Here is a 25,243-nt window from a genome sequence, read left to right on the forward strand (position 1 = left end):
AAAAATGCTGTAAAACTCGGGGCGTAGCTCAGCCTGGTAGAGTACTGCGTTCGGGACGCAGGAGTCGGAGGTTCGAATCCTCTCGCCCCGACCACTGACTTAGTGGTCGAATTTTCATCGGTGTACCCGACACCGTGGCAATAGCCGGCACCGTTTACGCTGCCGGCTTTTTTGCGTCCATAGCCCCCGTACACGGGAGGCGACGCGCTTAGCCTTTTTTATTCGTCACGGCCAGACCCATGATGGTGCCGCAGACGAAAAAGCTGACCATATCCAGCGGCTTGGAACCGACGGGCAGTTCATAGACATAACCGATCACGCTGCGGAAAGTTCTCAACCGGTTATGACAATCGCTTAAGGCCACGGCCAGATCCGTGGCCGAGCCGTTGTAGGTGCTAGTGGCCAGACTTTTTACAAAGGTGCCGACGGAGTAGCCCGTGGCCACACTGACGGGAATGATGTCATCGGGCAGCAGTTCAGAGATTCGCTGGGCCCCATGGACCGATTGAAGCTGTTGTCGTGTCAGTTCGCGCATGGCAGGTATCGATGCTGTGAATGATGGACGGGATGGGTGGCTCGCGGGTGTACCCCACGGGCGGATGAATCGGGATGATCAGGTTCGAGTCGGTGATTCAGATCGGTACGCTGTGAAGTGGCTAGGGATTAGTAGATTCGCGGCGCGCGTTCGGAGAGTCCGACTTGAATCGAACACCCCAGGTGAAAAAGCATGCGCACGATGGGTGATTCAGTGATGTGGCGAGGCATGATGCCTTGAAGCTGTTTATAGGTTCGCTGACATGAACTGATTGCCGTGGCCAGACCGGTTACCGAACTCGGGTAGGGGTTGCCCTGGATATTCTTGATAAATGCGCCCAAGGTATAGCCGGTGGTGGCGCTGACTGTGGCAATGTCTTCAGGGATATAGTCCGAGATTGCACATCCAAACGCGGTGCACAGCTCTGCTGAGGACAATTCACGCATAGCATCTCCATTCCCGACGGCGTGGCGTTCAAAGAGAACAGAGTCGCTAAGCTCCTCTTCGATCGGGATACATGCCTTTATAGATCCCGCAGCCCAAATGAAAAATGGCGGTAAGGGGTTGGAATCGTTTTAGTTTGCCCATGGGGTCCAGCGAGTGCACCGAGGACAGCAGTTTGCGACAATATTTGATGGAGGCCGCCAGTTCCGTCACGGACCCATCGTAGTCCTGCGTGGTTATTCCTCTAAAGAAAATGCCGACTGCGTGACCTATAGTCGCGGTGGTCGAGACTATCTCTTGCGATGGCGGCTGCGACACCACCTTGCCGCCGTACGCCTGGTGCAACTCCTGCAACGATAGTTCACGCATGGCATCCTCACAATCGTCAGTATTGATAAAAAGGCCTGGGGCTGCGTTGCTGTTCAGCAGTCGTCGTCATTGGCGGTGGCGTTCATGATGAACGTGACCGCGATGCCTAGATAGATGGCGATTAAGCCTGCTTTTAAGGTGTATTGCAGCCAGGGAGGTTCGATGTACTGGTCGATGAGGGCAAAGGGGTCCGGCATCGAACCAAACTCGAACAGTCTGAAATCATCATCATCTTCGTCGGCCCAACAATAGCCGCCGGATACGGTCATCAAATCTTGTTTGGCTAGGGTATGCATGGTGCGTGCTCCAATGCGAAGTAAAGACGGTGGCAGTGTCGCCGTGGGTCCTGCTTCAAGTGGGATGGGGTTTATCTCGGGGGCGATCTGTCATACCCATCACAATGCCGCAACATAAATGGGTGATCGCGTTAAAGCTCCTTGTGTGAGGTAGGTAATGGAAGGTGACTTCACGAGCGACATCGATACGGCGCGCGCACAAACTGATCGCGGTGATGACGCCATTGACCGACATGCGGTGGTCGGTCTTGCTCCAGCTTTGTATGGCTGATCCCAACCAATAGCCCATCATGGTGCCTATGGGGCAGATCTCTTGCGCGCCGTAATCGGTGTACAGACCGGCGCCGAAAGCGTGCCGCAGATCGGGTCTCGTGAGTTCGCGCATGGAGTGTGTCTCCTAAGGTTTGTTGGTTCGTCATGCGTCGGGGAGCATTGTTGGTATTGCGGGGTTGCTAGCCTATTTCCTCGTCGTCTTGAACGTCGGTCGGGTCGATGTCGGGCTGCTGGGTGACAAGCCCTTGTACATAGCCATGAAAGCCGATGGCGTATACCGTCGTGATGGCGGTTTTTAAAGACGTGCAGTGCGTCACGCCCGCATCGGCGAGCAAAGGTGTAGTGGCCATGCTGGCCAAGGTGGAGCCGAGTAAATAGCGAATCGACAGATTCTCGCCAGCAATGAGCCCGCCGACTTGATGCGCGATGCTCGCGGAGACTCCCACGACCATAAGAGGTACGCCGCGTCGCGACAGTGCCCTGTTGATAGACCCCACCAACGGTATCTGGAATCCTCCGGAAACAAGCGACAATTCGTGCGGGTTGAGTGGTCTCATGGTGTCAGGCCCTCTGGTAGCGGTGTGGAAAGAAAGCTCCTAGCGGACCCCCGTCGCGGGGAGCGTGTCGAGCGCTACGGCAACGCGGAATTGCGTGGCCAGCAGCTCATAACGCACGTCGATATGGGACTGCTTGATACTGGAGAGTTCGTCCTGCGCTTTGAGCAGTTCGATGGCGGTGCCGACGCCTTGCTGGTAGCGCACTTGCGCGCTGCGATAGGCTTGTTCGGCACTGGCTTCGGCGACATTCAATAGCGCGGCCTTCTGGGTGGTACTCGTGAGGCGGTTGATGTCGGTGAGCAACGCGAGCTCTTCTTCGAGCCAGATATTGCGTTCGGTGTCGCGCGCGGCACGGACCTTCGCCTTGGCGGCGGTGGTGGCGTAGCGTGTCGCCATGCCATCGAAGATGGGGATCTGCAGATTCAGACCGACGGACCAGCTGTTGACGTTCTGCCTGGCATTGGCATTCGAGGGACGCGTGATGCCCAGATCCCGGTCAGCCTGCAGCGTCAGGCTGGGGAGGTTCTGAGCGAAGATGGTCTGTTCTTGGGCGGCCGCGGCTTGCGTTTTGGCGCGGGCAGCGGCTAAGCGGGGATGATGACGGACGGCCGTGTTGATTTGCTCGGTCAACGCCATCGGGAATTGCGTAGCGTCTGCGCGGGTATCTGCGGATACGGGAGCGGCATGCTGATGCGCTGTCGTGGCCACGCTAATTGGCGTCTGGCCCGCCAGCCCCATCGCCGAGGCAAGCGCCATCCTGGCGGCGGTGGCTTGGCTCGATTTGGTTTCGCTATCGACCAGCGTGCGTTGCCAGGCGACTTTGGCTAGCAGTTCGTCGGCGATGGATCCGACGCCGCCTTCGCGCAGACGTTGCGTGGCGAGGAAATTCTTTTCCGCTCGGGCAGCGGCCTCTTGAGCGGCCAAGGCGCTTGCCTGGGCGCTGCTCGCTTTGTAGTACGCCGTGGCAACCGCGATGGCGTGATTGCGGTTGACGAGCACTTTGTTGTAGAGCGCCGCCGTGAGGTTCGCGCGTGCGTGATCGACTTGCGCCCCGCGTCTGCCAGAATCGAATAGCAGCCAGTTCAAGCCCAACCGGGCGTTTTCGCGATTGCCATAGACGTCATGATCGCCGTAGTCACGTCCGGCGTATCGCATGGATTTACCAAAGCGGCTGACATCCGCGCTGGCGTTCAGTGTGGGGAAATACTTGGCCCGTGCTACCTCGACTTCGGCCAGGTGCTCTTCGACCGTCTGCGTGGCTTGCCGTACGGCGGGTGCTTGGCATAGCGCGATGTGTACCACGTCGCGCAATTCGAGATCGGTCAAGGTAGCGGGGGTTTCGCAAACGTCTGCCGTCAGCGGGAAGTTCAATGTCGGGGGCGTTTCCAACGACACGGGCGATGCCCAGGTGCTGACCGTTGAGCACATCCCCACCGTTAGCAAGAGGCGGGTGCGAACCAGAGAGAGGACGCGGGATGGGCTAACCATGATGCTCGGGGGTGATCTTGTGTTCGTGCAGGCGGCCGTGTTGCAGGACCAGGATGCGGTCTGCCGACGCAATCGTCTGGGGACGATGCGCCACGACGATGCGCGTGAGGTTCAACGCTTTGAGCATGTCGACAACGCGCGCCTCGACTTGCAAATCAAGGTGGCAGGTGGCCTCGTCGAGGATGAGAATCTTGGGCCGGCGGTACAGGGCGCGGGCGATCAACAGTCGCTGTTTCTGCCCGCCGGAAAGCACGGTGCCCATGTCGCCGACAAGCGTGTGATAGCCCATGGGTAGCGCGGCAATATCATCGTGTATCGCGGCATGTTTGCAACACGTTTCGATCCACTCGCGATCCGCCTCGTGATCAAAGAAACTGACGTTATCCGCGATCGATCCGGCAAAGAGCACATCGTCTTGCAGCACCGAGGCCGAGATGGAACGGATGCCGCGCGCACCCAACTGAGAGTAGGACACACCGCCTATGGCGACCTCGCCCTGGGTAGGCGGCAGTATGCCGAGCATGAGTTTTAGCAGCGTCGATTTGCCGGTGCCGGTGGTGCCGACAATGGCGACGGATTCGCCTTCTTCGATTTGAAATGACGCTTGATCGAGGACCAGCGGCTCCGCCTCGCCATAGCGGAAGCTGACGTTGGAGAATGCCAGCGTCCCGGCCAGATTGTCGACGGGGCGCTGCGGATCCAGGCCGGGACTCTCGGGCGCGGTCAGCACAATGTCGGAGAGGCGTTCGCCTTGCAGGCGCAGCATGCGCAGTTCGAAGAAGTTATCGATCAACGCGCCGACTCGTTGATTGAACTGCGATTTGTACGCGAGAAAGGCCATCAGCATCCCGACGCTAAAGCCGCCCGAGATAACCAGGTTGGCGCCGGCCCACAGAATGATCAACCCTTCCATGCCGAATATCACGGCATTGAGCTGCTGAAACGCGAGTTTGAGTTTTTGCACCTTCACGCCGGCATTGACCTGATTGACCAGCAACGATTGCCATGACGTGCAGCGGTCCTGCGTTTTCTGAAAAACCTGCAGCGTGCGGATGCCGCGCAATGTCTCCAGAAAATGCGACTGGGTCTGCGCGCCCTTGATGATGGCGTCGTGCGAACGCGCCTTGAGCGGAGGGAAAGACACGAGTCGAACGATGCCGTAAATCACCATGGCGGCGATGGCGATCAGGGACAACTGCCAGCTATATAGCAGCATCAATGCCAGCGTGATGACGGTCATGAGACCGTCGAGGATACCGGCGACGAGCGAGGCATTCAGTGTCTGTTGGATCGTGTCGATCGAGCCGAACCGGGACACGATGTCGCCGATGTGACGACGCTCGAAATAAGCGGTCGGCAGCTTTACCAGATGCGAAAACAGATTGCTCTTGCTCTGGAACGAGAGACTGGTTCCCAGTTGCATGCCGATATAGGCGCGTAGCGTGGACACCGCGGTCTGCATGATGAGCAAGAGCGCGAATCCGATAAGCAGGGTGGTTAATAGATCGGTGTCGGCGGAGACGATCACGTCATCGATCACCCACTGCGTGAAGACCGGCGTGGTGAGCGAGAGCATTTCCAGCACCAGTGCGAGCACGATGATCTGCAGCAGCGCGCGCTTGATGCCGTAGACTTTGCCGATTAGCTTACGCAGGTGCAACGGCGGCTCGGGCGGGGCGGGCTGGAACGTTTCGGCGGGCCAGACTTCCAGGGCGACGCCGGTGAATGCTTCGTTAAGCTCCTCGTAGCTGATTTTGCGCTGGCCTGTCGCGGGATCGTTGATGATCGCGGTTCGGCCATTGGCCGAACATAGCACCACGAAGTGGTTGAATCGCCAATGCAGGATGCAAGGCGTGCGCAGATTGGTCAGTTCGTCGAGTTCCAGACTGACGGCCCGGTACTGCATGCCAAGCCGTTCGCACATGCCCGCCACCTGCAGCAGCGTGGCGCCCTTGAGCGAGATCGGGAAACGTTGGCGCAACTGATGGATCGTCAAGGCATGGCCGTGGTAGCTCGCCACCATGGCGATGCAGGCGTTGGCGCACTCGGCCGCCTCGCCCTGCAAAATGACGGGGACGCTGGCGCGCCCGGACATCAGGCGTTTGAGGTCCGTGAGTGTGAATCCGCTCATGAAGAAATCTTTCCTGTAATGCTGTAGAGCGGCTCTAACACCCACTCGTAAATCGCGCGGGTCTCACGCAGGATATCGACCTCAAGCGCCATGCCGGGCGCGAGCGGCCGTTGTTCGCCATAGGCCAGGATGTGCTGATTGTCTAGGCGCAGCGAGGCCCGGTAGTAGAGTTCTTGCGCGGCTTGGTGGTCGAGGCCGGGCAGGGCGCCAGAGATGCTGACGATTTCCGAGGCGGGCACCGCCACCGACGAGATGGAAGTAATCGCGGCGCCATGCATGCCGAATTTTTGATAGGGATAAGAGGCGTAACGAATCAGGGCACGGTCGCCAATGCGCGTAAAGCCTATGTCTTTGTTCTTGATGTAAATATCGGCGATGAGTTCGGTATGTTGGGGCACGAGGCTGAGCAGTGCCTTGTTGGGTTCGGCGTGCTGGCCGACTTCCGCCAGGATGCTGCTGATCTGGCCGCTCTCCGGAGCGACGATGACGAGATGACGTCGCGCTTCGTTTTCGGTGAGCTCCTGCGTGATGGCGAGGATGTCGCGCTCGACGCGTCCCATGGCGGTTTGCTGCTTGAGCGGCAACATGCGCTGCTCGCTTTCGTGCTTGGCGAGGTCCTTGGCGGTCTCGGCGCGCAGCTGTGTCAGGTCGGTCAAACGGGTGCGTTGCTCTAACTGCGCGGCCTGACGCTCCTGTAACTGATCACGCGAGACGAAGTTTTCGCTCGCCAGCGACGCATATCGCCGCGTGCTGTCGTCCGCGATGGCGACGCGTTTGCGCTGCAACTGGATCTGGTTATCGATGCGGTCGAGTTTCTGCGTCAGCGTGGCGATGATATGCGTGAGCGACGCCGCCTCTTCCTCGTGAATAGCCTCGAGTTTGGTGCGTTCGTGTTGCAGCAGCTCCAGGCGCCGCTGCATGCGTATCCCGATGCTCTCCTGGGCCGCCGCGCCCGACTGGGTGTAGCGCTCGCTGGAAATGGTGAGCAAGGGGTCGCCCTTGGCGACAAGCGCACCCTCGCTGACATGCTTGGCGGTGACCACGCCGGGTTGCGGGGCATGGACCTTGACCAGGCCGCTGGCGGGAATGAGCTGTCCATAAACCTTGACGCGCTTGGTATAGGAGCCAAAGCAAAAGAACAGCACTAACGCGAGTCCAAATATGGCGAACACGCCCACCAGTAATGAGGTAGACACGGGACGCAATGCGATCACGGATCCCAGGGGATGCGTTTTCGTGGCCTCGATTGCAGCTTTACGAAACATAGGCGATCAATGCGTTGAGCGTAAGGTTGTCCCACAGCATCGAATTCAGGATGCGACCGCGAACCGGATGATGAGGCTCGTCTCTCGCTGCTAACGGCGCTGGGTTGGCCGGTGAGTACGAGTCATGGGAAATCGTTAAAGCAAGTGTCGGACGGCACTTACGGATGAGGCCATTCTAGGCAAGGCCCATCGGGCTCAAATGGAAATGCAACCTTTCGCCGGGAAATCAGACAATTCTTATTAATCGTAGTTTCTGATTGCACTGCGGCGCTGGAATACGGGCGTGTTGCCCGCCCCCATGTTGTGTTTTTCAGCGACAGCTTTGCGCCGATTAGCGTCGGCGCTATGGCCGACATTTTCGATGCCGGCCGGTGTTTTCTAGTTGTCCACGGGCACGCAGTAACGTGTTTCGCGGTAGGCCCAACTCGGCCATAGCGCATGGGCCAGGGCCTCTTCGGCCAGCGCGGGGTTGACGCTGGCGGGTTCGAAGGTTTCCGGCATGCTGTAGCGGAACTGCACTGCGGGTTTGCCGGGCAATAGCACCAGCAAGTCGTCGCCCTTCATATAGCCATAGTTATTTTCATACTGCATGATGGCGCGATTCGGTGTGCTGCGCGTCAGATCATGTCCGAGCATGGGATGCGTGCAGCTCACACCCGCCAGCGATAGCAGTGTCGGCGGCAGGTCGATCTGGCTGATGATGCTGTCGTCGCGGCGCGCTTCGATGTCGGCGCCCAGAATGACCGCAGGGATGTGGAAGTGCGTGACCGGAATCAGCGTGTCTCCGAAGACGCGCGAGTCGTGATCGGCCACGATCAAGAAGATCGTGTCTTCCCAATACGGTGCCTGGCGCGCGCGCTCGAAGAATTGCCCCAGCGCCCAATCCGCATAGCGCACGGTGTTTTCTACCGTGGCGGGATTGCCCTGCACGCTGATGCGGCCGGCGGGATATTCCCAGGGCGAGTGATTCGATACGCTGAAAGCCAGCGTAAACGAGGGCGTGTTGCTTTCGACATCGGCGCGCAGTTTGGCGTCGAGCTGGGTAAACATGTCCTCATCGGACGCGCCCCAGGTCCCGACGAAGGCCGGATTCTTGAAGTCCGGCAAATCCACGATTTCGTCAAAGCCGTTGCCAAGGAAGAATCCCTTCATGTTGTCGAAATGGGATTCCCCGCCATAGATGAAGCGCGAGTGATAGCCATGGCCCGCCAGCCCAGCCGCCAGGGTAAAAAATCCGCGTTGCGCGGCAGGCAGTTTGAGCACGGCTTGCGCGGGCGTGGGCAAAAAGCCCGCGGTGACCGCTTCCAGGCCACGCACAGAGCGCGTGCCGGTGGCGTAAGCGCGCGTAAACGCCCAGCCTTGGCGCGCGAGGGCGTCGAGATGCGGCGTGAGGTCTTGGGCGCCGCCCAGTGCAGCGCTGTATTGCGCGCCCAGACTTTCTTCGAGAATGATGACGATATTGGCCGGGCGGCTGCGCTGTCGGGTTGGTGCCTGCACATGTACGCTGGGATGCGTCGCGATCGCGGGCGGGTAGGGCAGGCCCGCGCAGGTCAAGGCGATCTCCTGCATGCGTTCGCCGGGCATGCGGCCGTAGACGGCGCCAGCCGACTTTTCGTGCTTCATGCTGTAGATGGCATAAAACACGTTATAGAGCGAGTTCAGCGCCAATGCATTGAGCAGTCCGTCATTGCTATAAGCAACGGTGGATGGGTTGATGGGCCGGTGTCCGAGCGTGCCGCGAATGGCGAGAATGACGGCGGCCAGGATTGCCAGACTGCCCACTGGCATCAGCCACCACGACCAGCGCGCTTCCACGGGCGGATTGCTAAACAAGGCATGACCGATGACCACCAACACGATCAACGCTACCAGCGCGCCCGCGAGCTCGCGTTTATAGCCGCGCCACAGCATGCCGGAGACTTCGCGGGGATGCTTGAGATATTCGACAAACAGGCGATTGGGCCGCGTGTCGTATTCCTGGATAAAGGCGGGCGTGGCAATCTCTAAAAATCCGAGCACGACCCAGCAAACTTGCAGCCAGATGCCGGTGGCGACGGCGGCCGCCGGGATGTGCGCCAACCAGGGCGATAGCACCGCGGGCAAGGCCACCAGCACGGCGATTTGATGCGCGTCGATGCGCAGCCCGCCCCACAATAAGGGCCGCAGACCGCCGGCTTTACGTACGCGGCGCCATTGCCAGGCGGCTAACGCAAGACGGCTGCCGACGAGTAGCAAGAACGAGGCGAGGATGAAAATCAGTGTAGCGTTTCGCATGGAGCGTCTTTCGCCCATGGCCGGGGGCCATCAGGCAGGTCGGAGTGTCAGGGACAGGACGTGCCTGACGGAAGGTTGGCGCGGACTAAGCGGCCGGCGATGGATTCAATCGCGGGGATTTCGGGTAGCGTGTCTGCCGGGCCATACCAGCGTGCTTCGGCGATCTCATCGGCCTGAACGCGGATTTCGCCCGACACATATTCGGCGGTGAAGGCAATCATCAGCGAATGGGGGAAGGGCCAGGACTGGCTGCCGAAGTAGCGCAGATTGTTGACCTTTAATCCGACTTCTTCGTACACCTCGCGATGGATGGCGTCCTCGATGCTTTCGCCGGCCTCGACAAACCCGGCCAGCGCCGTGTGTCGCGCGGTGGCGTAGGTGGCATGACGGGCGAGCAAGATGCTGTCGCCCTTGCGGATCAACACCATCATTGCCGGCGAAATGCGCGGATACGACGACAGGCCGCAGGCGGGGCAGCGCATACAGAGTTCGTGGCCGACGGGCGCCATGGGCGTCGCACAGGCGCCGCAGAAACGATGCGTGCGGGCCCATTCGGCGACCTGGAAAGCCCGGCCGGCAACAGCCCAGCGGTCGCCCAGTTCGCTCAATAACGCACGGAGCTTGCGAAAGGCGTAGCCGGGCGGCGGTTCGCTGGTCAGGGGCACATGCGTGGTACGGATTGCAGGATCATGCAGCCATACTTGCTGCAGGGCATCATGCGACAGATTCAGCGCGGCGCAAGCCGAGGCGTCGGGGAGTTCGATTTCGGTCTCGCGGACCAGAAGTTCGTTGCCTCGGAATATGAAATACAAGATAGGTCTCAACGCCTGCGGGCTAATTTTGCAGCCGCTACTTTACAAGGGAAAGGCGAGCAAGGAAATGCCGGCAAAGGGGATACCGCGAAGCGGGAGATCGGCAATCTGTGGAGCAGGCGCCACGCGTCCGAAGATCAGCGTGTGTCCGATGGCGCGCCGGGGGGCGACTCGCGTAAACGCGCGACCGCGACCTCCAGTGGCCAGGCCAGACGCTCGACCAGATCCGCCACCGATTCGATGTCGTCCAGGGGCACGCTGGGCAACGGGTGTTGCGCGGCGTCTTCCGCGTCGCTGGCGATGGCGCCGATGCTGGGATCGTCGGGGTAGAGCCAAGGTTTGCCGTTGGCGCGGCGGTGAACCTCGATCTTCACATGCGCATTGCGCTTGAAGCCTTCGACGAGGATGAAGTCGACCGGACGCATCGCGTCCAGCAGCTCGGGCAACTCTGGCTCGGGCGCGCCTCTCAATTCATGCATGAGCGCCCAGCGCGCGGACGAGGCGACCAACACCTCCGTCGCTCCCGAAGCGCGATGCAGGTACGAGTCTTTACCCGGCGTGTCGATATCGAAGGCATGGTGAGCGTGTTTGATCGTCGACACGCTGAACCCGCGCGCATTCAGGCACGGGATCAGTTTGGCGAGCAGCGAGGTCTTGCCCGCGCCGCTCCAACCGGCAAAGCCTATCAATCTTGTCTTGGACGTATGGGTCACAACGATCGTCCGTTTAAATCAGGCCGTCAAACGGCAGAACATCGACCCAGTCGCCCTCGGCGATGTCGGCCTGGTCGTGGCCCAGCACCATCAAGCCATTGGCCTCGCTCATGCTGCGCAGGATGCCCGAGCCTTGTGACCCGGTGATGCGCGCTTGCCAGCCGCCGTCCGGACCGCGCGTGACAATCGCGCGTTGGTATTCGGTGCGCCCCGGTTTTTTCCGGATGCGTTGGGCAGCGGTGCAGCGCAGCAGCGGCATCGGCTGGCCTTCGGCGCCGGCCATCTTCAGCAAGGCGTCGCGCACCAGGGCGTAAAAGGTCACCATGACGGCCACCGGATTGCCGGGCAAGCCAAACAGAATGGCATCGCCATGATCGGCACGGATGCGGCCAATCGCCATGGGCCGCCCCGGACGCATGGCGATGCGCCAGAACAGGACCTCGCCCAGCTCGGCCATGACGGTTTTGGTGTGGTCGGCTTCGCCTACGCTCACGCCACCGGAGGTAATGACGGCGTCGGCGTTCGCGGCGGCCGCGCGGAAGGCCTCGGCCAGCGCGGCCGGATCATCGCGGATCACGCCGAGGTCCAGAACCTCCACGCCCAGCCGCTGCAGCATGCTCCACAGCGTATAGCGATTGCTGTCGTAGACGCAGCCTTCGTCCAGCGTTTCGCCGATCGAGCGCAGTTCGTTGCCCGTGGAGAAGAATGCCACGCGCAGGCGACGCTGTACGGGGACTTCGGCGCGGCCCAGCGAAGCCATCAAGCCGATATCGGCCGGTCTGAGCACGCGGCCGGCCTTTAACGCCGGCTCGCCTATGGCCAGATCTTCGCCGGCCAGCCGGCGGTTGTCGCCGGCGCGCAGCACGTTGGCGGGGATGACGATGCGATCGCCATCCTGACGCACGAATTCCTGCGGGACCACGGTGTCCAGGCCGGCGGGCATGACCGCACCCGTCATGATGCGCACGCATTGACCGGGCGCCACCGTTTGATCGGCGCGTTCGCCCGCGTGCAGCGATCCCAATACCTGCAGGACGGTGTCCTGGTCGTCACGCAGCTCGCTGCCGGCGAAGGCGTAGCCATCCATGGCGGAGTTGTCGTGGGCGGGTACGTTCAAATGCGAGACAACGTCGCGCGCGAGCACACGGCCCAGCGCCGAGCGTAAAGGCACCATTTCCACCGTGTCGATGCGCGGTACCAGCTGGTCGATGAATGCCTGCGCCTGCGGGATAGGCAGCGCGTTCGGATCGTAGCCGCTGATACAGGAAACGATGGAGGCCAGACTGGGGGGCAAAGGACGGGTCATGGAGCGAGTTGTTGCAATTCAGACAAGGTATTGGCGCCGGCGAACGCCTGTGCATCGTCGAATACCACTTCGATACAGCGATGCTGGGCGGTCCAGGCGTCGATCTTGCGCTGGCCGCTGCGCAGAAATTCCAACAGGCTGGCCAACAGCGAGGCTTTCAGCAGGCAGAAAACCGGCTGTGTCCGTATCTGTCCGTTTTCTGACGTGGCGACCATGGCGATATCGGCGTCCTGCTCGCTTAATGCCTGAGCCAGACGCGCCACCATATCCAGCGGAAAGCGCGGGCAATCGCAGGGCACCGTGACAAGATAGGCGGTTTCGCAGCGCGACAGGCCGGCCGCCAGTCCGGCGAGCGGGCCTGCGAAATCGGCCATATCGTCAGGCCACACATCGACGCCCATGGACTCGTAGGCCGCCAGATTGCGGTTGGCGTTGATCATGGTCACGCCTACCTGAGGCGACAGACGCATCAAGGCATGCAGCGCCAGGGGCATTCCCTGGAAATTCTGCAATCCTTTGTCTACGCCGCCCATGCGGCTGCCTCGTCCGCCGGCCAGGATGAGGCCCGTGATGTCGTTGGTTTGAATCATGGCACGCGAAAAAAGCGCCGACTTCAGCGTCGCGCAATGGCGGCCAGTATAGACCAGGCCGCGTGCGGCAGGCGCCAAGGGCGATCGCTGTCTCCGGGCTGCTCTGCTAACATGAGCCGAAAGGGCCGGATTCGTCCCCAGGGCAGCCAGTGCCACCGAAGGCATGCTGCCACGGCGCCCGGAGCGCCAAGCGTGCGCGCCCGCGGTTGTCCCGCCGTGCATTCACGGCAGACGCCTACTTTCCCAATTACGTTGATTAGATAAAAGACCCAATGGTCGCTTCCGAAACTCTGCTTCAGGCCTTGCAGGCCGTCATAGACCCCAACACCGGCCGCCCCGTGGCCGACGCCAAATCGGTGAAGAATCTCCAGATCGATGGCGCGGACGTGGCGTTCGATGTGGAACTCGGCTACCCGGCGAAAAGTCAGGTATCTGCGTTGCGCAGCGCCTTGATCGCCGCCGCGAAATCGGTGCCGGGCGTGGGCAATGTGTCCGTGAATCTGCGCACCGCGATCGCAGCCCATGCCGCGCAGCGCGGCGTGGCGTTGCTGCCCAACATCAAGAACGTCATCGCGGTTGCTTCGGGCAAGGGTGGCGTGGGCAAGAGCACTACCGCCGTGAACCTCGCACTGGCGCTGGCCGCAGAAGGCGCCCGTGTCGGGATTCTGGATGCCGATATTTACGGCCCCAGCCAGTCGATGATGATGGGCATCAACGCGCGCCCGCAAAGCGAGGACGGCTCCACCATGGAGCCCCTGGCAAATTACGGCGTGCAAGTCATGTCGATCGGATTCCTGGTTGACGCCGACGAGGCGATGATCTGGCGCGGCCCGATGGCGGTGCAGGCGCTGGAGCAACTGCTGCGTCAGACGAATTGGAAAGACTTGGATTATCTGGTGGTCGATATGCCGCCGGGCACGGGCGATATTCATCTGTCGCTGAGCCAGAAGGTCCCGGTCACGGGTGCGGTGATCGTCACCACGCCGCAGGACATCGCACTGTTGGACGCTCGCAAGGGCGTGAAGATGTTCGAGAAAGTCGGCGTGCCGATCCTCGGCGTGGTCGAGAACATGGCGGTGCATGTGTGCAGCCAGTGCGGCCACACGGAGCATATTTTTGGCGAGGGTGGCGGCCAGAAAATGGCGGCCGATTACGGCCTGGCGTATCTGGGCGCGTTGCCGCTGGACATCAATATCCGGCTGCAGGCCGATGGCGGCCAGCCTTCGGTGATCGCCGATCCCGACGGCGAAGTCGCGCAGCTGTATAAATCGGTCGCGCGTCAGGTGGCGGTGGCCGTGGCCGACATGCCGAAAGACCATTCGGCCAAGCTCTCGGCGATTTCCATCAGCCGGGCGTCGTAGGAGGTCTCATGAGCGACCCGGTCCCCTTGGCCCTGGATGTCGCGGTGGTGATGCGCAAGGTGCGCGTCACTGGCCCGATGAGCCGTTGGCAAGACTGGCGCTGGGAACTCGATGATGTGGTCGTCAACGAGCCGACCTTTGGCACCGCGCCGCGTCTGTTGCTAAAGGACGATACGCAAGAGCGTTGGCTGCATCCGGGTTACACCGTCAGGCTTTTTCGCGACGATGCGGAAGGCTATGTGCTTAACGCGACCACGCCGGCGCCCTGCTGGTTCGTGCTGTGGCGCATGCACGAAAGCGAAGACGGCGGCGAGCCGCAGGCGCATCCCGAGATCGTGACGCTCAGCTATCACGATGCGGGGCGCTGGTTGGATGCGCAGGAGATGGTCGAGCAAGTTCCCGCGCCACCTGAAATCGTGGCGTGGATGAATGCGTTTATCGAGGCCAACTATGTGCCTGAACCGAAGCGGCGCAAGCGGCCGGCGAGCTTTCAGCCGCTGCAAGACCGGTTTGGCAACCCGGCCTCGGTGTCCACTGTGAAGAAGTTTCGTGGCGAGGGGTCATCGTGACGGACGAAGTTCGTGGCGGCTTCCTGCATCGCTGGTCGCGCCGCAAGGTGCAAGCGCGGCAGGGACAACGGCTGGAAGACGAGCCGCGCCAGGATGAGGGTGTCGCGGGCGTAGTGCCGGACGAGGTGGGGGCCGCTGCGTCGCGCGTTGCCCCATCGCACACTGTCGAATCGGGTGCAGCTGCGACGGAAATCCCTGATCCAGGCGTCACCGCCGCCGGGAGCCTGACACAGGACCCGCGCCCGGCGCGACCGGATGCGCATTCTGGGGAATCCGAGCCCGCTCCACTTACGCTGGACGATGTGAAGACGCTGACATCGGACTCCGATTTCGCGCCTTTCGTGTCGCAGCAGGTGGACCCGCAGGTGCGCAACGCCGCGCTGAAGAAGCTCTTTTCCGATCCCCACTACAATGTGATGGACGGGCTGGATATCTATATCGATGATTATTCCCAGCTCGAGCCGCTGCCGGCGCCCATGTTGCGTCGCATGGCCAGTGCACAGGCGCTGAAGATGTTCGAGGCCTTGACCGAAGACGGCGAGAACGCGCCCATCGCGCAGGCCAGCGACGAGCACCGGGAAAACGCCGAGCGGGCGCGCGGTATCGAGGACGCCCGTCCGGATGCCGCGCCCGCGCCGCCGGAGCAACCCGATTCGCCGGACAGCGAAAAACGTGACGCACAGTCAGCGCCATCGGCTCGCTGAGAACGCCGCCGCGCTGCCTGTGTCCAGCGCAATTGTCTCTGCCCGTGATTCGTTATTGATGGTTTAGCCTTTATGACCACCCTGATTTGTGACTGCAACCGCACCATGCCGCTGGCGCCCGACGCGCTGGGCCAGGTCATGGGCGAACCTCTGGCGCCACACTCGCTGCTTTGCCGCAGAGAGGCAGGCGATTACCAGCAGGCCATTCGGGGAACCGACACGGTCGTGGTGGCCTGTACGCAGGAGACCCGCCTGTTCGAGGAACTGGGCCGCGCGACCGAGGGCGCCGTGGCGCCGGTGCGCTTTGTCAACATACGTGAGACGGGCGGCTGGAGCCGCGATGCCCGGCACGCGATGCCCAAGATCGCCGCATTGCTGGCCGCGGCCCATCTGCCGGAGCCGGAGCCTGTCGCCACCGTGACCTATCGCAGCGCGGGGCGTCTGCTGATCATCGGTCCGCTGGATCAGGCCGAGGCCGCCGCCGCCATGTTGGACGATGTGCTCGAGGTCACGCTGTTCGCGCCGGCGCCGGGCCAAGGCGCAGGGCGTCAAACGCGCCGTTATCCCGTGATCGCGGGGGCGATTGAAAGCCTGACGGGCCGGCTCGGCGCGTTCGAACTGACCTGGTCTCAACGCAACCCGATCGATCTCGATCTCTGCACGCGCTGCAATGCGTGCGTGGCCGCCTGTCCGGAAGGCGCGATCGGGCTGGATTATCAAGTGGACCTGAATCGCTGTACCGGGCATCGGGACTGTACGGCGGCCTGTACGGTGGCGGGCGCGATTGATTTTCAGCGCTCGCCGATCACCGCCGCCGAGAGCTTCGACCTGGTGCTGGATTTAGGCGAGCAGCCGCAGTTTGTACGGCATGCGCCGCCACAAGGCTATTTCACCTGGCGCGATCGCAATCCCGCTACGCTGCTGCGCCTGCGCGAGATGGTGGGGGAATTCGATAAGCCGAAGTTCTTCGACTATAAGCAGTCGCTCTGCGCACATAGCCGCAACGAAATGGAGGGCTGCCGCGCCTGTGTGGATATATGCTCGGCCCAGGCCATCAGCAGCGATAAGCATCATCAGCGCATCGTGGTCGATCCGTACCTCTGCGTGGGTTGTGGCGCCTGTACGACCGTATGCCCCAGCGGGGCGCTGTCGTACACCTACCCACGCAATGGCGATCAGGGTCTGAAGCTGCGTACGCTGTTGAATACCTACTCGCGTGCGGGAGGCAAGGACGCCGTATTGCTGCTGCATAGTCAGCAAGCCGGACAGGATCTGATCGAGGCCCTGGGTCGCGCCGCGCAGCTGGGGCAGGCGTCGGGCGTGCCGGCCAATGTGATTCCGGTCCCGCTGTGGCATACCGCCAGCACCGGCCCAGACCTGTGGCTATCGGCCATCGCATGGGGAGCTTCGCAAATCGCGGTGTTGCTCACCGATGAAGAGGCGCCCCAATACCAGGAAGGCCTGAAAGCGCAGATGGGCATCGCGCAGGAGATTCTGAACGGGTTGGGTTATACGGGCCACCATCTGCATCTGTTGAACGCGACCGATCCGGCTGCGCTGGATCGCGAACTGCGACTCGTCGCCGAGCGTGCACCTGCCGTCCCGAATGAAACCGCCCGCTTTGCAACCGCACCTGAAAAGCGCACCACGTTGAGCCTGGCGCTGGATCATCTGATCGCCTGGGCGCCTGCACGCGCGGCCGAGGCCATCGCATTACCGCAGGGGGCCCCTGGGCTGGGCGCACCATTCGGTGCGATCGCTGTCAACAAGGACGCCTGTACGCTTTGTATGAGCTGCGTGAGCGCCTGTCCCGCCAACGCGCTAAAGGATAATTCGCAACTGCCGCAGCTGCGCTTTATCGAGAGCAACTGCGTGCAATGCGGTTTGTGCGAGAAAACGTGCCCCGAGGATGCCATCGCATTGGTGCCCCGTCTGCTGCTATCCGACCAACGCAAACAGGCCGTCGTGCTCAACGAGGCGCAGCCTTTCCACTGCATACGGTGCAACAAGGCGTTTGGCACGCAAAAGGGCGTGGACGCGATGCTGCAACGCTTGGGCGGCCATTCCATGTTCCAGGGCGCGGCGCTGGAGCGTCTGAAGATGTGCGGCGACTGCCGCGTCATCGATATGTATTCTTCCTCCGATGAAGCGCGGATCACCGATTTATGACGACGAATCCTTTACCTGATCAATCCTTCGCCCTAGAGGACGAGGACGCCGCCCGCGCGGAGGTCTACACGCTGCTGGCGCATCTGTTCTACGCGCCGCCCTCGGCGGAGTTGTTGGCGCATCTGCGTGCCGCACCCGAGGCCGAGCTGGAAAGCGCGCTGGCGCCGTCGTGGAATGCGCTGCTAGGTGTGGCGCGCGATCTTGATGTGGCGGCGATCTCCGCCGAATACGACACGCTATTCGGTGGCGTGGGCAAGCCCGATGTCTACCTGTTTGGCTCGCATTATCTGTCCGGCTTTCTCAATGAAAAGCCCTTGGTGCAGCTGCGCGATGACCTGGCAAAGCTCGGTCTGGCGCGTGCGCCCGCCATGCCCGAGACGGAAGACCACATCGCTTATCTGTGCGACGCGATGCGTTTGCTGATCACCCGGCCGGAGGCCGACGGTTCCAGCCTCGCCTTGCAGCGCGAGTTTTACCTGGCGCATATCCGGCCTTGGGCGGACGACTTGCACGACGCGATCGTGGCGCAACCGGCCGCACGGTTTTATGCCCGGCTTGCCGAGTTTTTCCGTGATTTCAACAGCGTGGAGGCCCAGGCCTTCGACATGCTGTCGTAGAATGCCGGCCCCGGGTTTCCGCGGCCAGCACTTTTCCGAAATATCCCTGTCCACACTAGGGAAATTGTCCCTGCCCCTTGACTCGGGGTACAGTATGCACATCACTTCATATCTATCAGCCCCAGAGGAGACCGATATGTCACAACAAAATCCTCAGCTTTCGCGCCGCCGATTTCTCACTGGCGCGGCGACAGCGGGCGCGGCAGCGGCCGGAGCCGTGGCTGCAGGCAACGTTGGTTTGTCAGCGCCGGCACAGGCCGCGCCGGCCAAGCCTGCCCCCAAGAACGGCGGCGGTTACCACCTTAGCGAACACGTGAAGCGCTATTACCAGACTACTCTCCTCTGACGGAGTCCGGCATGTTGCTGAATAAAAAAACTGTGGCCGCGCCGGCTGGCGCGGCGGAATCAAACTTCGTGCAGAGCCTGCGCCGGGGCATGGCCCAGGCGCTGCCCACGATGGATCGCCGTACTTTTCTGCGCCGTTCCGGCATAGGCGTAGGCGCGGGTCTGGCTGCCGCGCCGCTGGCGCTGGTGCGCAAGGCAGAGGCCGCCGACTCGAAAGAGGTCTTGGTCGGCAAGACCAAGGCCGTCACACGACGCACGGTCTGTTCGCACTGTTCGGTGGGCTGTTCGGTCGACGCCGTGGTGGAAAACGGCGTGTGGGTGCGCCAAGAGCCGGTGTTCGATTCGCCGATCAACCTGGGCGCGCATTGCGCCAAGGGAGCCGCGCTACGCGAGCACGGCCATGGCGATCACCGCTTGCGCTATCCCATGAAGCTGGTTAACGGCAAGTACCAGCGCATCAGCTGGGACACGGCATTAAACGAGATCTCCGAGCGCTTGCTCAAGCTGCGCGAAGAAAGCGGGCCGGATTCGGTCTACTGGATTGGTTCGTCCAAGCACAATAACGAGCAGGCCTATCTGCTGCGCAAGTTCGTCAGCTATTTCGGCAGCAATAACTGCGACCACCAGGCGCGTATCTGTCACTCCACCACCGTGGCCGGTGTGGCCAACACGTGGGGCTACGGCGCCATGACGAACTCGTACAACGACATGCAGAATGCAAAGATCGCGTTGTACATCGGTTCGAACGCCGCCGAAGCGCACCCGGTGTCCATGTTGCACCTGCTGCACGCCAAGGAAAACGGCTGTAAGGTCATCGTGGTGGACCCGCGCTTTACGCGCACGGCCGCCAAGGCCGATCAACATGTACGCATTCGTTCGGGCACGGACGTCGCGTTCTTGTTCGGCTTGCTGTATCACGTCTTCAACAACGGCTGGGAAGACAAGGACTATATCCAGGCACGCGTTTACGGCATGGACCAGGTCAAGGCCGACGTGATGTCGAAGTGGACGCCGGACAAGGTCCAGGAAGTCTGTGGTGTCGACGAAGCCACCATGTTCGGTATTGCCAAGGCAATGCACGAAAATCGTCCCGGCACGCTGGTATGGTGCATGGGCCAGACGCAGCACACTATTGGCAACGCCATGGTGCGCGCGTCCTGTATCTTGCAGCTCGCGCTGGGCAACATCGGCAAGTCCGGTGGTGGTGCCAACATTTTCCGCGGCCACGATAACGTGCAGGGCGCGACCGACGTCGGCCCCAACCCCGATTCGCTGCCGGGCTACTACGGTCTGACCGAAGGCTCGTGGAAGCATTTCGCCAACGTCTGGGGCGTGGATTACGAGTGGATCAAGAGCCGCTACGCCTCGCCCGATCTGATGACCAAGCCCGGCATTACCGTGTCGCGCTGGATCGATGGCGTGCTGGAAAATCCCGAGCTGATCGATCAGCCGACCAACCTCAAGGCAGTGTTCTACTGGGGCCACGCTCCCAACTCGCAAACCCGCGGCCTGGAAATGAAACGGGCCATGGACAAGCTGGATCTGCTGGTGGTTGTGGACCCGTATCCGTCGGCCACGGCGGCGATGGCGGCCATGCCGGGCAATCCGGATGATCTGAATCCCAACCGCGCGGTGTATCTGCTGCCGGCCACGACCCAGTTCGAAACCAGCGGGTCCTGTACTGCCTCGAATCGCTCCGTGCAATGGCGCGAGAAAGTCATCGAACCGCTGTGGGAAAGTCGTACCGATCACATGATCATGTACCAGCTCGCGCAAAAGCTGGGCTTTGGCCAGGAGTTCGTCAAGAACTACAAGCTGCAGCAAGTCAACGGCATGGACGAGCCGGTGATCGAAGACGTGCTGCGCGAAATCAATCGTAGCTGCTGGACGATCGGCTACACCGGTCAGAGCCCCGAGCGTCTGAAAGCGCACATGCGCAATATGCATCTCTTCGACGTGAAGACGCTGCGCGCCAAGGGCGGCAAGGATCCCGAAACGGGCTATGACTTTACTGGCGATTATTTTGGTCTGCCCTGGCCGTGCTGGGGCACGCCGGAGATGAAGCATCCGGGTACGGCGAATCTGTACGACACCAGCCTGAACGTCATGGATGGCGGTGGTAATTTCCGCGCGAACTTCGGTGTCGAACGCAATGGCGAAAGCCTGCTGGCCGAGGATGGCTCGCACTCCAAGGGCGCGGACCTGACCACCGGTTACCCCGAGTTTGACCATGTGCTCCTGAAAAAGCTGGGCTGGTGGAACGAACTGACCGACGCGGAGAAAAAGGCCGCCGAGGGCAAGAACTGGAAGACAGATCCGTCCGGCGGCATTATTCGCGTCGTCATGAAGAACCACAGCTGCTATCCGTTTGGTAATGCCAAGGCGCGCGCCGTCGTGTGGAACTTCCCCGATCCGATTCCGCAGCACCGGGAGCCGCTCTATGGCACCCGCCCGGACCTGGTGGCGAAGTACCCCTCGCACAAGGACTTGAAGGCGTTCTGGCGTTTGCCGACGATGTACAGCTCGCTGCAGCAAAAGAACGTGGACGATCGCTTGTACGAGAAATTCCCGCTCGTGCTGACTTCGGGCCGTTTGGTCGAGTACGAAGGGGGCGGCGAGGAAACGCGCTCGAACCCGTGGCTGGCGGAACTGCAGCAGGAGTCGTTCGTGGAGATCAATCCGAAGGCGGCCGCCGATCGCGGTATTCGTAATGGCGACCGCGTGTGGGTGCTGACCCCGACGGGCGCGCGTCTGAATGTGCAGGCGCTGGTGACGGAACGCGTGGGACCGGATACGGCGTTCATGCCGTTCCACTTCTCGGGCCGTTGGCAAGGCAAGGACATGCTGGAGCATTACCCGGAAGGCGCAGCCCCGATTGTTCGTGGCGAGGCCGTGAACACCGGCACGACTTACGGGTATGACGTGGTGACCATGATGCAGGAAACCAAAACCACGATCTGCAACATCGCAAAGGCATAAGGAGAACGCCATGGCGAGAATGAAATTTATCTGTGATGCAGAGCGTTGTATCGAATGCAATAGCTGCGTCACGGCGTGCAAGAACGAGCACGAAATCCCCTGGGGCGTGAATCGCCGCCGCGTGGTGACATTGAACGACGGCGTGCCTGGCGAGAAATCGATCTCGGTGGCCTGTATGCACTGCAGCGACGCGCCCTGTATGGCCGTCTGCCCGGTCAATTGTTTCTATCGCACCGAAGAAGGCGTGGTCCTGCATAACAAGGACACCTGTATCGGCTGTGGTTACTGCTCGTACGCCTGTCCGTTCGGCGCGCCGCAGTTCCCCTCGGAGGGCACTTTCGGCGTGCGCGGCAAGATGGACAAGTGCACGTTCTGCTCCGGCGGCCCCGAGGAACACGGCAGCGCGGCGGAATTCGAAAAGTACGGCCGCAACCGTCTGGCTGAAGGCAAGCTGCCCGCCTGTGCGGAGATGTGCTCGACCAAGGCGCTCCTGGCAGGCGACGGTAACGTCGTGGCGGATATTTTCCGTACCCGCGTCCTGCATCGCGGCAAAGGCGCCGAGGTGTGGGGTTGGGGCACGGCATATGGCTCGCAACAAGCCGGCCAGCCGCCCACCGAGCAACCTGCATCGGCACCTCAGCCAGCAGCTACGCAAAGCGGAGGCAAGCCATGAACACGCGCACCGTTTTCGTCGCCCTGAGCGTCCTGGCACTGGCGGGTTGCAGCGAGCCGTCGCAGGAACTGCATTCCGCCGCCGAGATTGGCCAGACTCCGGAATACACGGGGACTGGCAGTCAATTCGTCGCGCCCGGATGGACGCAGGGCGACAAGGCCAGCTGGAGCCGGGAGTTGACGGTACGGACGCAGCGTGGGCAGAACGAGTACAACAAAACTAACTGACCGGAGGCTGCCAATGTTACGGTCGAATTTTCTGGCGCGCTGGGGCGCCTGCTGCATGTTGCTGTTGACGGCACTCGTGCTCAACGCCCCGGTTACGGCGCAAACCACCGCGCCCGCGGGTAGCAGCTTGGGCGGCATCCAAAGCGCGAACATTTTCGAAGTGAAGCCGGATGCCGATCAACAACCGGGCTATGCCGAGCAGACCAACGCCGAGCGTGCGCGCGTACAACCCGGCAACAATGCACCGATGTGGCGTCAGGTCAATTCGGGTGAGCCGGGCTATAGCAGCCTGCCGCGCAGTCAGGCCCCGGAAGCGGGGGTGTTGATCCAGCGCTTTGTGCAGTATCCGGGGTCGCAATTCACTACGGCCGGTGAGGCCTGGCGTCAGGTGCGTAACCAATGGCTGATCCCCTATGGCGGGGCGCTGTTGCTCATCGCCTTGGTGGCCATTGCGTTGTTCTACTTCGCCAAGGGTCCCATCAAGGTCCATGGCGCCGAGACGGGACGCAAGATCGAACGCTTCACGTATTTCGAACGGGCGGCGCATTGGGTGAACGCGGCGGCCTTCGTGATTCTGGCGCTGTCAGGCATCGTGATGGCGTTTGGCCGGTACATCATGCTGCCTTGGATGGGCAGCGCGATCTTCGGCAAGCTGACCTGGATCTTGAAGACCACGCATAACTTCGTTGGCCCGGTGTTCGCCGTGTCGTTGCTGGTGGTGTTGATCACGTTCGCCAAGGACAACGTATGGCGGCGTTATGACTGGACCTGGCTGCGTAAAGGCGGCGGTTTGCTCAAGCCGCAACATGTTTCCTCGGGGCGATTCAACGCTGGCGAGAAGCTCATGTTCTGGGTCGGCATGCTGTTTCTTGGCGTAATCGTCGTGGCGTCCGGCTTGTGGCTGGATCGGGTGATTCCTGGCATCGTGTATACGCGCGGCGATATGCAGATCGCGCACATGATCCACGCGGTGTCGGTCACGCTGATGATGTGCATGCTGCTGGGGCATATCTATCTCGGCACGATCGGCATGCATGGCGCGTACAAGGCAATGAAGACCGGCTACGTCGACGAGACCTGGGCGCGCGAGCATCACGACATCTGGTTCGACGATATCCAGTCCGGCAAGATCCCCGCTCAGCGTAGCGCCGACCGCGCCAAGAACGGACGCAGTCAGGCCTTTGTGCGGCCCTCGTCCAATATTCATTAACCTTTAGCGTTGCGCAGGCGCAGTCTGTCTGGCGGATGCGCCCGCCTATGAGATGACAAGAGGGACAAGATGAAAAAAACATTGGCAATATGGGCGCTGCTCGCGGCGGCGTTGAGTCCCCAGGCCCTGTTAGCCGCGCCCACGGACGCCGATGCGGCGCGTGCCGCCGCCGAGGCGAAGGCGCGCGCGGCATGGAACGATAAGGTCACTGCATACAAGCTGTGCGTCGCACAAGATCGTGTCGCCGCGCACTACCGCGAGCAAATGGCGGCAAACGGTAAATCGGCCCCCGAACCCGTGACCACGCCGCCTTGCATGGAGCCAGAACCTTTCACCTTTAACGCCGAAGGCACGCAGCCCCGCGAAGGCTCTGGCGCGCATTCGCCAGCCGAGACGGCGCAGCGTCCGCCCAGCTCGTCCACGCCCGAAAACGGCGAAAAGCCGCTGGCGAAATAGGTCAGAGTCTCGCGTTGTTGCCTCGACTGACTCAAGCCAGTGCGCCGTTGACGCGTGAAGTCACGGTAGTGAACGAGCATGGCCAGATCGAAACCGTTTCGATTCCGGCAGAGCGCCCGTTGACGATTTATGTCGATCGGCGCGAGGTCGTCACGCTGATGACCTTGGGCGCGATGCCGGAATTGCTGGTGCTCGGCTATCTGCGTAATCAACGTTTGATACGGCAGCCCAGTGATGTGCTGTCGATCATGGTGGACTGGGAAGTCAACGCCGCCGCGGTTGAAACCCGTGACGGCATCACCGATATCGACGCGCGCACCGCACAGCGTGTGGTCACTACCGGATGCGGGCAGGGCAGTGTGTTTGGTGGGCTGATGCAGGAGCTGGATCAAATCCAGTTGCCCGCCGATGCGCGGCTTTCCCAGTCGTCGCTGTATGGCTTGCTAAACGCGATCCGGCTGCAGGAGACCACGTACAAATCGGCGGGCTCCGTGCATGGCTGCGCGCTATTTCGTGGCGCGGACATGCTGATGTTCGTTGAAGACGTGGGTCGTCATAACGCGATCGATACGCTGGCCGGATGGATGTGGATGCAGCCGGAAAGCGCACAACGCGGCGATGACAAGATTTTCTATACGACCGGGCGCCTGACCAGCGAGATGATCATGAAATCGGCGCAGATGGGCGTGCCTATCGTGGTGTCGCGCAGCGGCATGACGCAGATGGGTTACGAGCTGGCGCGTGATCTGGATTTATGCGCGATCGGGCGGGCGGTGAATCGTCGCTTTGTCTGCTATACGGGCGCACATCGGCTGATTTTGCAACCGGAGTTAGCGGCTGCCCGCAATGTGGATGCGGCGAACGCAGCAGGTTGAGGCGG

General features: G+C 61.5%; 26 protein-coding genes and 1 tRNA gene. 13 read left to right on the plus strand and 14 right to left on the minus strand.

Annotated elements, in window-relative coordinates; translation table 11 throughout:
- Window positions 1-17: 17 nt before the first annotated feature.
- Window positions 18-94, plus strand: a tRNA-Pro gene (locus tag GOQ28_RS06165).
- Window positions 95-208: 114 nt separating this feature from the next.
- Here GOQ28_RS06165 and GOQ28_RS06170 read toward each other — a convergent pair.
- The 14 genes from GOQ28_RS06170 to mobA form a co-directional block, all read right to left on the minus strand.
- Window positions 209-535: a hypothetical protein gene (locus GOQ28_RS06170; RefSeq protein WP_160351034.1), complete on the minus strand. Its 327-nt coding sequence runs from the start codon at window positions 533-535 to the stop codon at window positions 209-211.
- Between the two features lie 128 nt (window positions 536-663).
- Window positions 664-981: a hypothetical protein gene (locus tag GOQ28_RS06175; protein ID WP_160351033.1), complete on the minus strand. Its 318-nt coding sequence runs from the start codon at window positions 979-981 to the stop codon at window positions 664-666.
- 46 nt (window positions 982-1,027) lie between these two features.
- The gene (locus tag GOQ28_RS06180) at window positions 1,028-1,348 is read right to left on the minus strand and encodes a hypothetical protein (protein ID WP_160355827.1); all 321 of its coding nucleotides are present in this window, start codon (window positions 1,346-1,348) and stop codon (window positions 1,028-1,030) included.
- Between the two features lie 53 nt (window positions 1,349-1,401).
- Window positions 1,402-1,644, minus strand: coding sequence for a hypothetical protein (locus GOQ28_RS06185; RefSeq protein WP_160351031.1), 243 nt, complete (start codon window positions 1,642-1,644; stop codon window positions 1,402-1,404).
- Window positions 1,645-1,699: 55 nt separating this feature from the next.
- Window positions 1,700-2,029, minus strand: coding sequence for a hypothetical protein (locus tag GOQ28_RS06190; RefSeq protein ID WP_160355828.1), 330 nt, complete (start codon window positions 2,027-2,029; stop codon window positions 1,700-1,702).
- Between the two features lie 67 nt (window positions 2,030-2,096).
- Window positions 2,097-2,369: a hypothetical protein gene (locus GOQ28_RS06195; protein ID WP_160355829.1), complete on the minus strand. Its 273-nt coding sequence runs from the start codon at window positions 2,367-2,369 to the stop codon at window positions 2,097-2,099.
- A gap of 144 nt (window positions 2,370-2,513) precedes the next feature.
- Window positions 2,514-3,962 (minus strand): TolC family protein, encoded by a 1,449-nt coding sequence (locus GOQ28_RS06200; RefSeq protein ID WP_160355830.1) that lies wholly within the window; start codon window positions 3,960-3,962, stop codon window positions 2,514-2,516.
- Window positions 3,955-6,093 (minus strand): peptidase domain-containing ABC transporter, encoded by a 2,139-nt coding sequence (locus GOQ28_RS06205; RefSeq protein WP_236844247.1) that lies wholly within the window; start codon window positions 6,091-6,093, stop codon window positions 3,955-3,957. The genes GOQ28_RS06200 and GOQ28_RS06205 overlap by 8 nt, the downstream gene beginning before the upstream one ends.
- Complete coding sequence (locus GOQ28_RS06210; RefSeq protein WP_160355831.1) at window positions 6,090-7,358, minus strand: HlyD family secretion protein; 1,269 nt, start codon at window positions 7,356-7,358, stop codon at window positions 6,090-6,092. The genes GOQ28_RS06205 and GOQ28_RS06210 overlap by 4 nt, the downstream gene beginning before the upstream one ends.
- 378 nt (window positions 7,359-7,736) lie before the next feature.
- Window positions 7,737-9,632: an LTA synthase family protein gene (locus GOQ28_RS06215; RefSeq protein ID WP_160355832.1), complete on the minus strand. Its 1,896-nt coding sequence runs from the start codon at window positions 9,630-9,632 to the stop codon at window positions 7,737-7,739.
- Window positions 9,633-9,679: 47 nt separating this feature from the next.
- Entirely contained in the window at window positions 9,680-10,444 is a 765-nt protein-coding gene (gene nudC, locus GOQ28_RS06220) for an NAD(+) diphosphatase (RefSeq protein ID WP_160351025.1), read from the minus strand.
- A gap of 137 nt (window positions 10,445-10,581) precedes the next feature.
- Entirely contained in the window at window positions 10,582-11,157 is a 576-nt protein-coding gene (gene mobB, locus GOQ28_RS06225; RefSeq protein ID WP_160351024.1) for a molybdopterin-guanine dinucleotide biosynthesis protein B, read from the minus strand.
- A gap of 13 nt (window positions 11,158-11,170) precedes the next feature.
- Window positions 11,171-12,463, minus strand: coding sequence for a molybdopterin molybdotransferase MoeA (moeA, locus tag GOQ28_RS06230; RefSeq protein WP_160351023.1), 1,293 nt, complete (start codon window positions 12,461-12,463; stop codon window positions 11,171-11,173).
- Window positions 12,460-13,053 (minus strand): molybdenum cofactor guanylyltransferase MobA, encoded by a 594-nt coding sequence (gene mobA, locus GOQ28_RS06235; protein ID WP_160355833.1) that lies wholly within the window; start codon window positions 13,051-13,053, stop codon window positions 12,460-12,462. Before mobA ends, moeA begins: the two co-directional genes overlap by 4 nt.
- Window positions 13,054-13,325: 272 nt before the next feature.
- On the opposite strand from mobA, the gene apbC reads away from it, so the two are divergent.
- The 12 genes from apbC (at window position 13,326) to GOQ28_RS06295 (ending at window position 25,238) form a co-directional block, all read left to right on the plus strand.
- Window positions 13,326-14,414 carry an iron-sulfur cluster carrier protein ApbC gene (apbC, locus tag GOQ28_RS06240; protein ID WP_160355834.1) on the plus strand — a complete coding sequence of 363 codons (1,089 nt, stop codon included), beginning with the start codon at window positions 13,326-13,328 and terminating at the stop codon, window positions 14,412-14,414.
- A gap of 8 nt (window positions 14,415-14,422) precedes the next feature.
- A complete protein-coding gene (locus GOQ28_RS06245) occupies window positions 14,423-14,983 on the plus strand; it encodes a DUF3305 domain-containing protein (protein WP_160355835.1) in 561 nt (186 codons plus the stop codon).
- A complete protein-coding gene (locus tag GOQ28_RS06250) occupies window positions 14,980-15,687 on the plus strand; it encodes a DUF3306 domain-containing protein (protein WP_160355836.1) in 708 nt (235 codons plus the stop codon). The genes GOQ28_RS06245 and GOQ28_RS06250 overlap by 4 nt, the downstream gene beginning before the upstream one ends.
- A 72-nt stretch (window positions 15,688-15,759) precedes the next feature.
- Entirely contained in the window at window positions 15,760-17,856 is a 2,097-nt protein-coding gene (locus tag GOQ28_RS06255; protein ID WP_202109638.1) for a 4Fe-4S binding protein, read from the plus strand.
- On the plus strand, window positions 17,853-18,473 hold the full coding sequence (locus tag GOQ28_RS06260; RefSeq protein ID WP_160355837.1) for a TorD/DmsD family molecular chaperone: 621 nt from the start codon (window positions 17,853-17,855) through the stop codon (window positions 18,471-18,473). The genes GOQ28_RS06255 and GOQ28_RS06260 overlap by 4 nt, the downstream gene beginning before the upstream one ends.
- 136 nt (window positions 18,474-18,609) lie before the next feature.
- Window positions 18,610-18,819 carry a formate dehydrogenase gene (locus tag GOQ28_RS06265; RefSeq protein ID WP_160351017.1) on the plus strand — a complete coding sequence of 70 codons (210 nt, stop codon included), beginning with the start codon at window positions 18,610-18,612 and terminating at the stop codon, window positions 18,817-18,819.
- 11 nt (window positions 18,820-18,830) lie between these two features.
- Window positions 18,831-21,797, plus strand: a complete 2,967-nt coding sequence (locus GOQ28_RS06270; RefSeq protein ID WP_160355838.1) for a formate dehydrogenase subunit alpha — start codon at window positions 18,831-18,833, stop codon at window positions 21,795-21,797.
- A 10-nt stretch (window positions 21,798-21,807) separates the two neighbouring features.
- The gene (gene fdh3B / locus GOQ28_RS06275; RefSeq protein WP_160355839.1) at window positions 21,808-22,470 is read left to right on the plus strand and encodes a formate dehydrogenase FDH3 subunit beta; all 663 of its coding nucleotides are present in this window, start codon (window positions 21,808-21,810) and stop codon (window positions 22,468-22,470) included.
- Window positions 22,467-22,697, plus strand: coding sequence for a hypothetical protein (locus GOQ28_RS06280; protein ID WP_160355840.1), 231 nt, complete (start codon window positions 22,467-22,469; stop codon window positions 22,695-22,697). Before fdh3B ends, GOQ28_RS06280 begins: the two co-directional genes overlap by 4 nt.
- A gap of 13 nt (window positions 22,698-22,710) precedes the next feature.
- Complete coding sequence (locus GOQ28_RS06285; RefSeq protein ID WP_160351013.1) at window positions 22,711-23,907, plus strand: formate dehydrogenase subunit gamma; 1,197 nt, start codon at window positions 22,711-22,713, stop codon at window positions 23,905-23,907.
- Between the two features lie 69 nt (window positions 23,908-23,976).
- Window positions 23,977-24,363, plus strand: a complete 387-nt coding sequence (locus GOQ28_RS06290) for a hypothetical protein (RefSeq protein ID WP_160355841.1) — start codon at window positions 23,977-23,979, stop codon at window positions 24,361-24,363.
- Between the two features lie 14 nt (window positions 24,364-24,377).
- A complete protein-coding gene (locus GOQ28_RS06295; RefSeq protein ID WP_202109639.1) occupies window positions 24,378-25,238 on the plus strand; it encodes a formate dehydrogenase accessory sulfurtransferase FdhD in 861 nt (286 codons plus the stop codon).
- Window positions 25,239-25,243: the final 5 nt, after the last annotated feature.

Source organism: Bordetella sp. 02P26C-1 (genome assembly GCF_009763255.1).
GTDB lineage: Bacteria > Pseudomonadota > Gammaproteobacteria > Burkholderiales > Burkholderiaceae_B > Bordetella_A.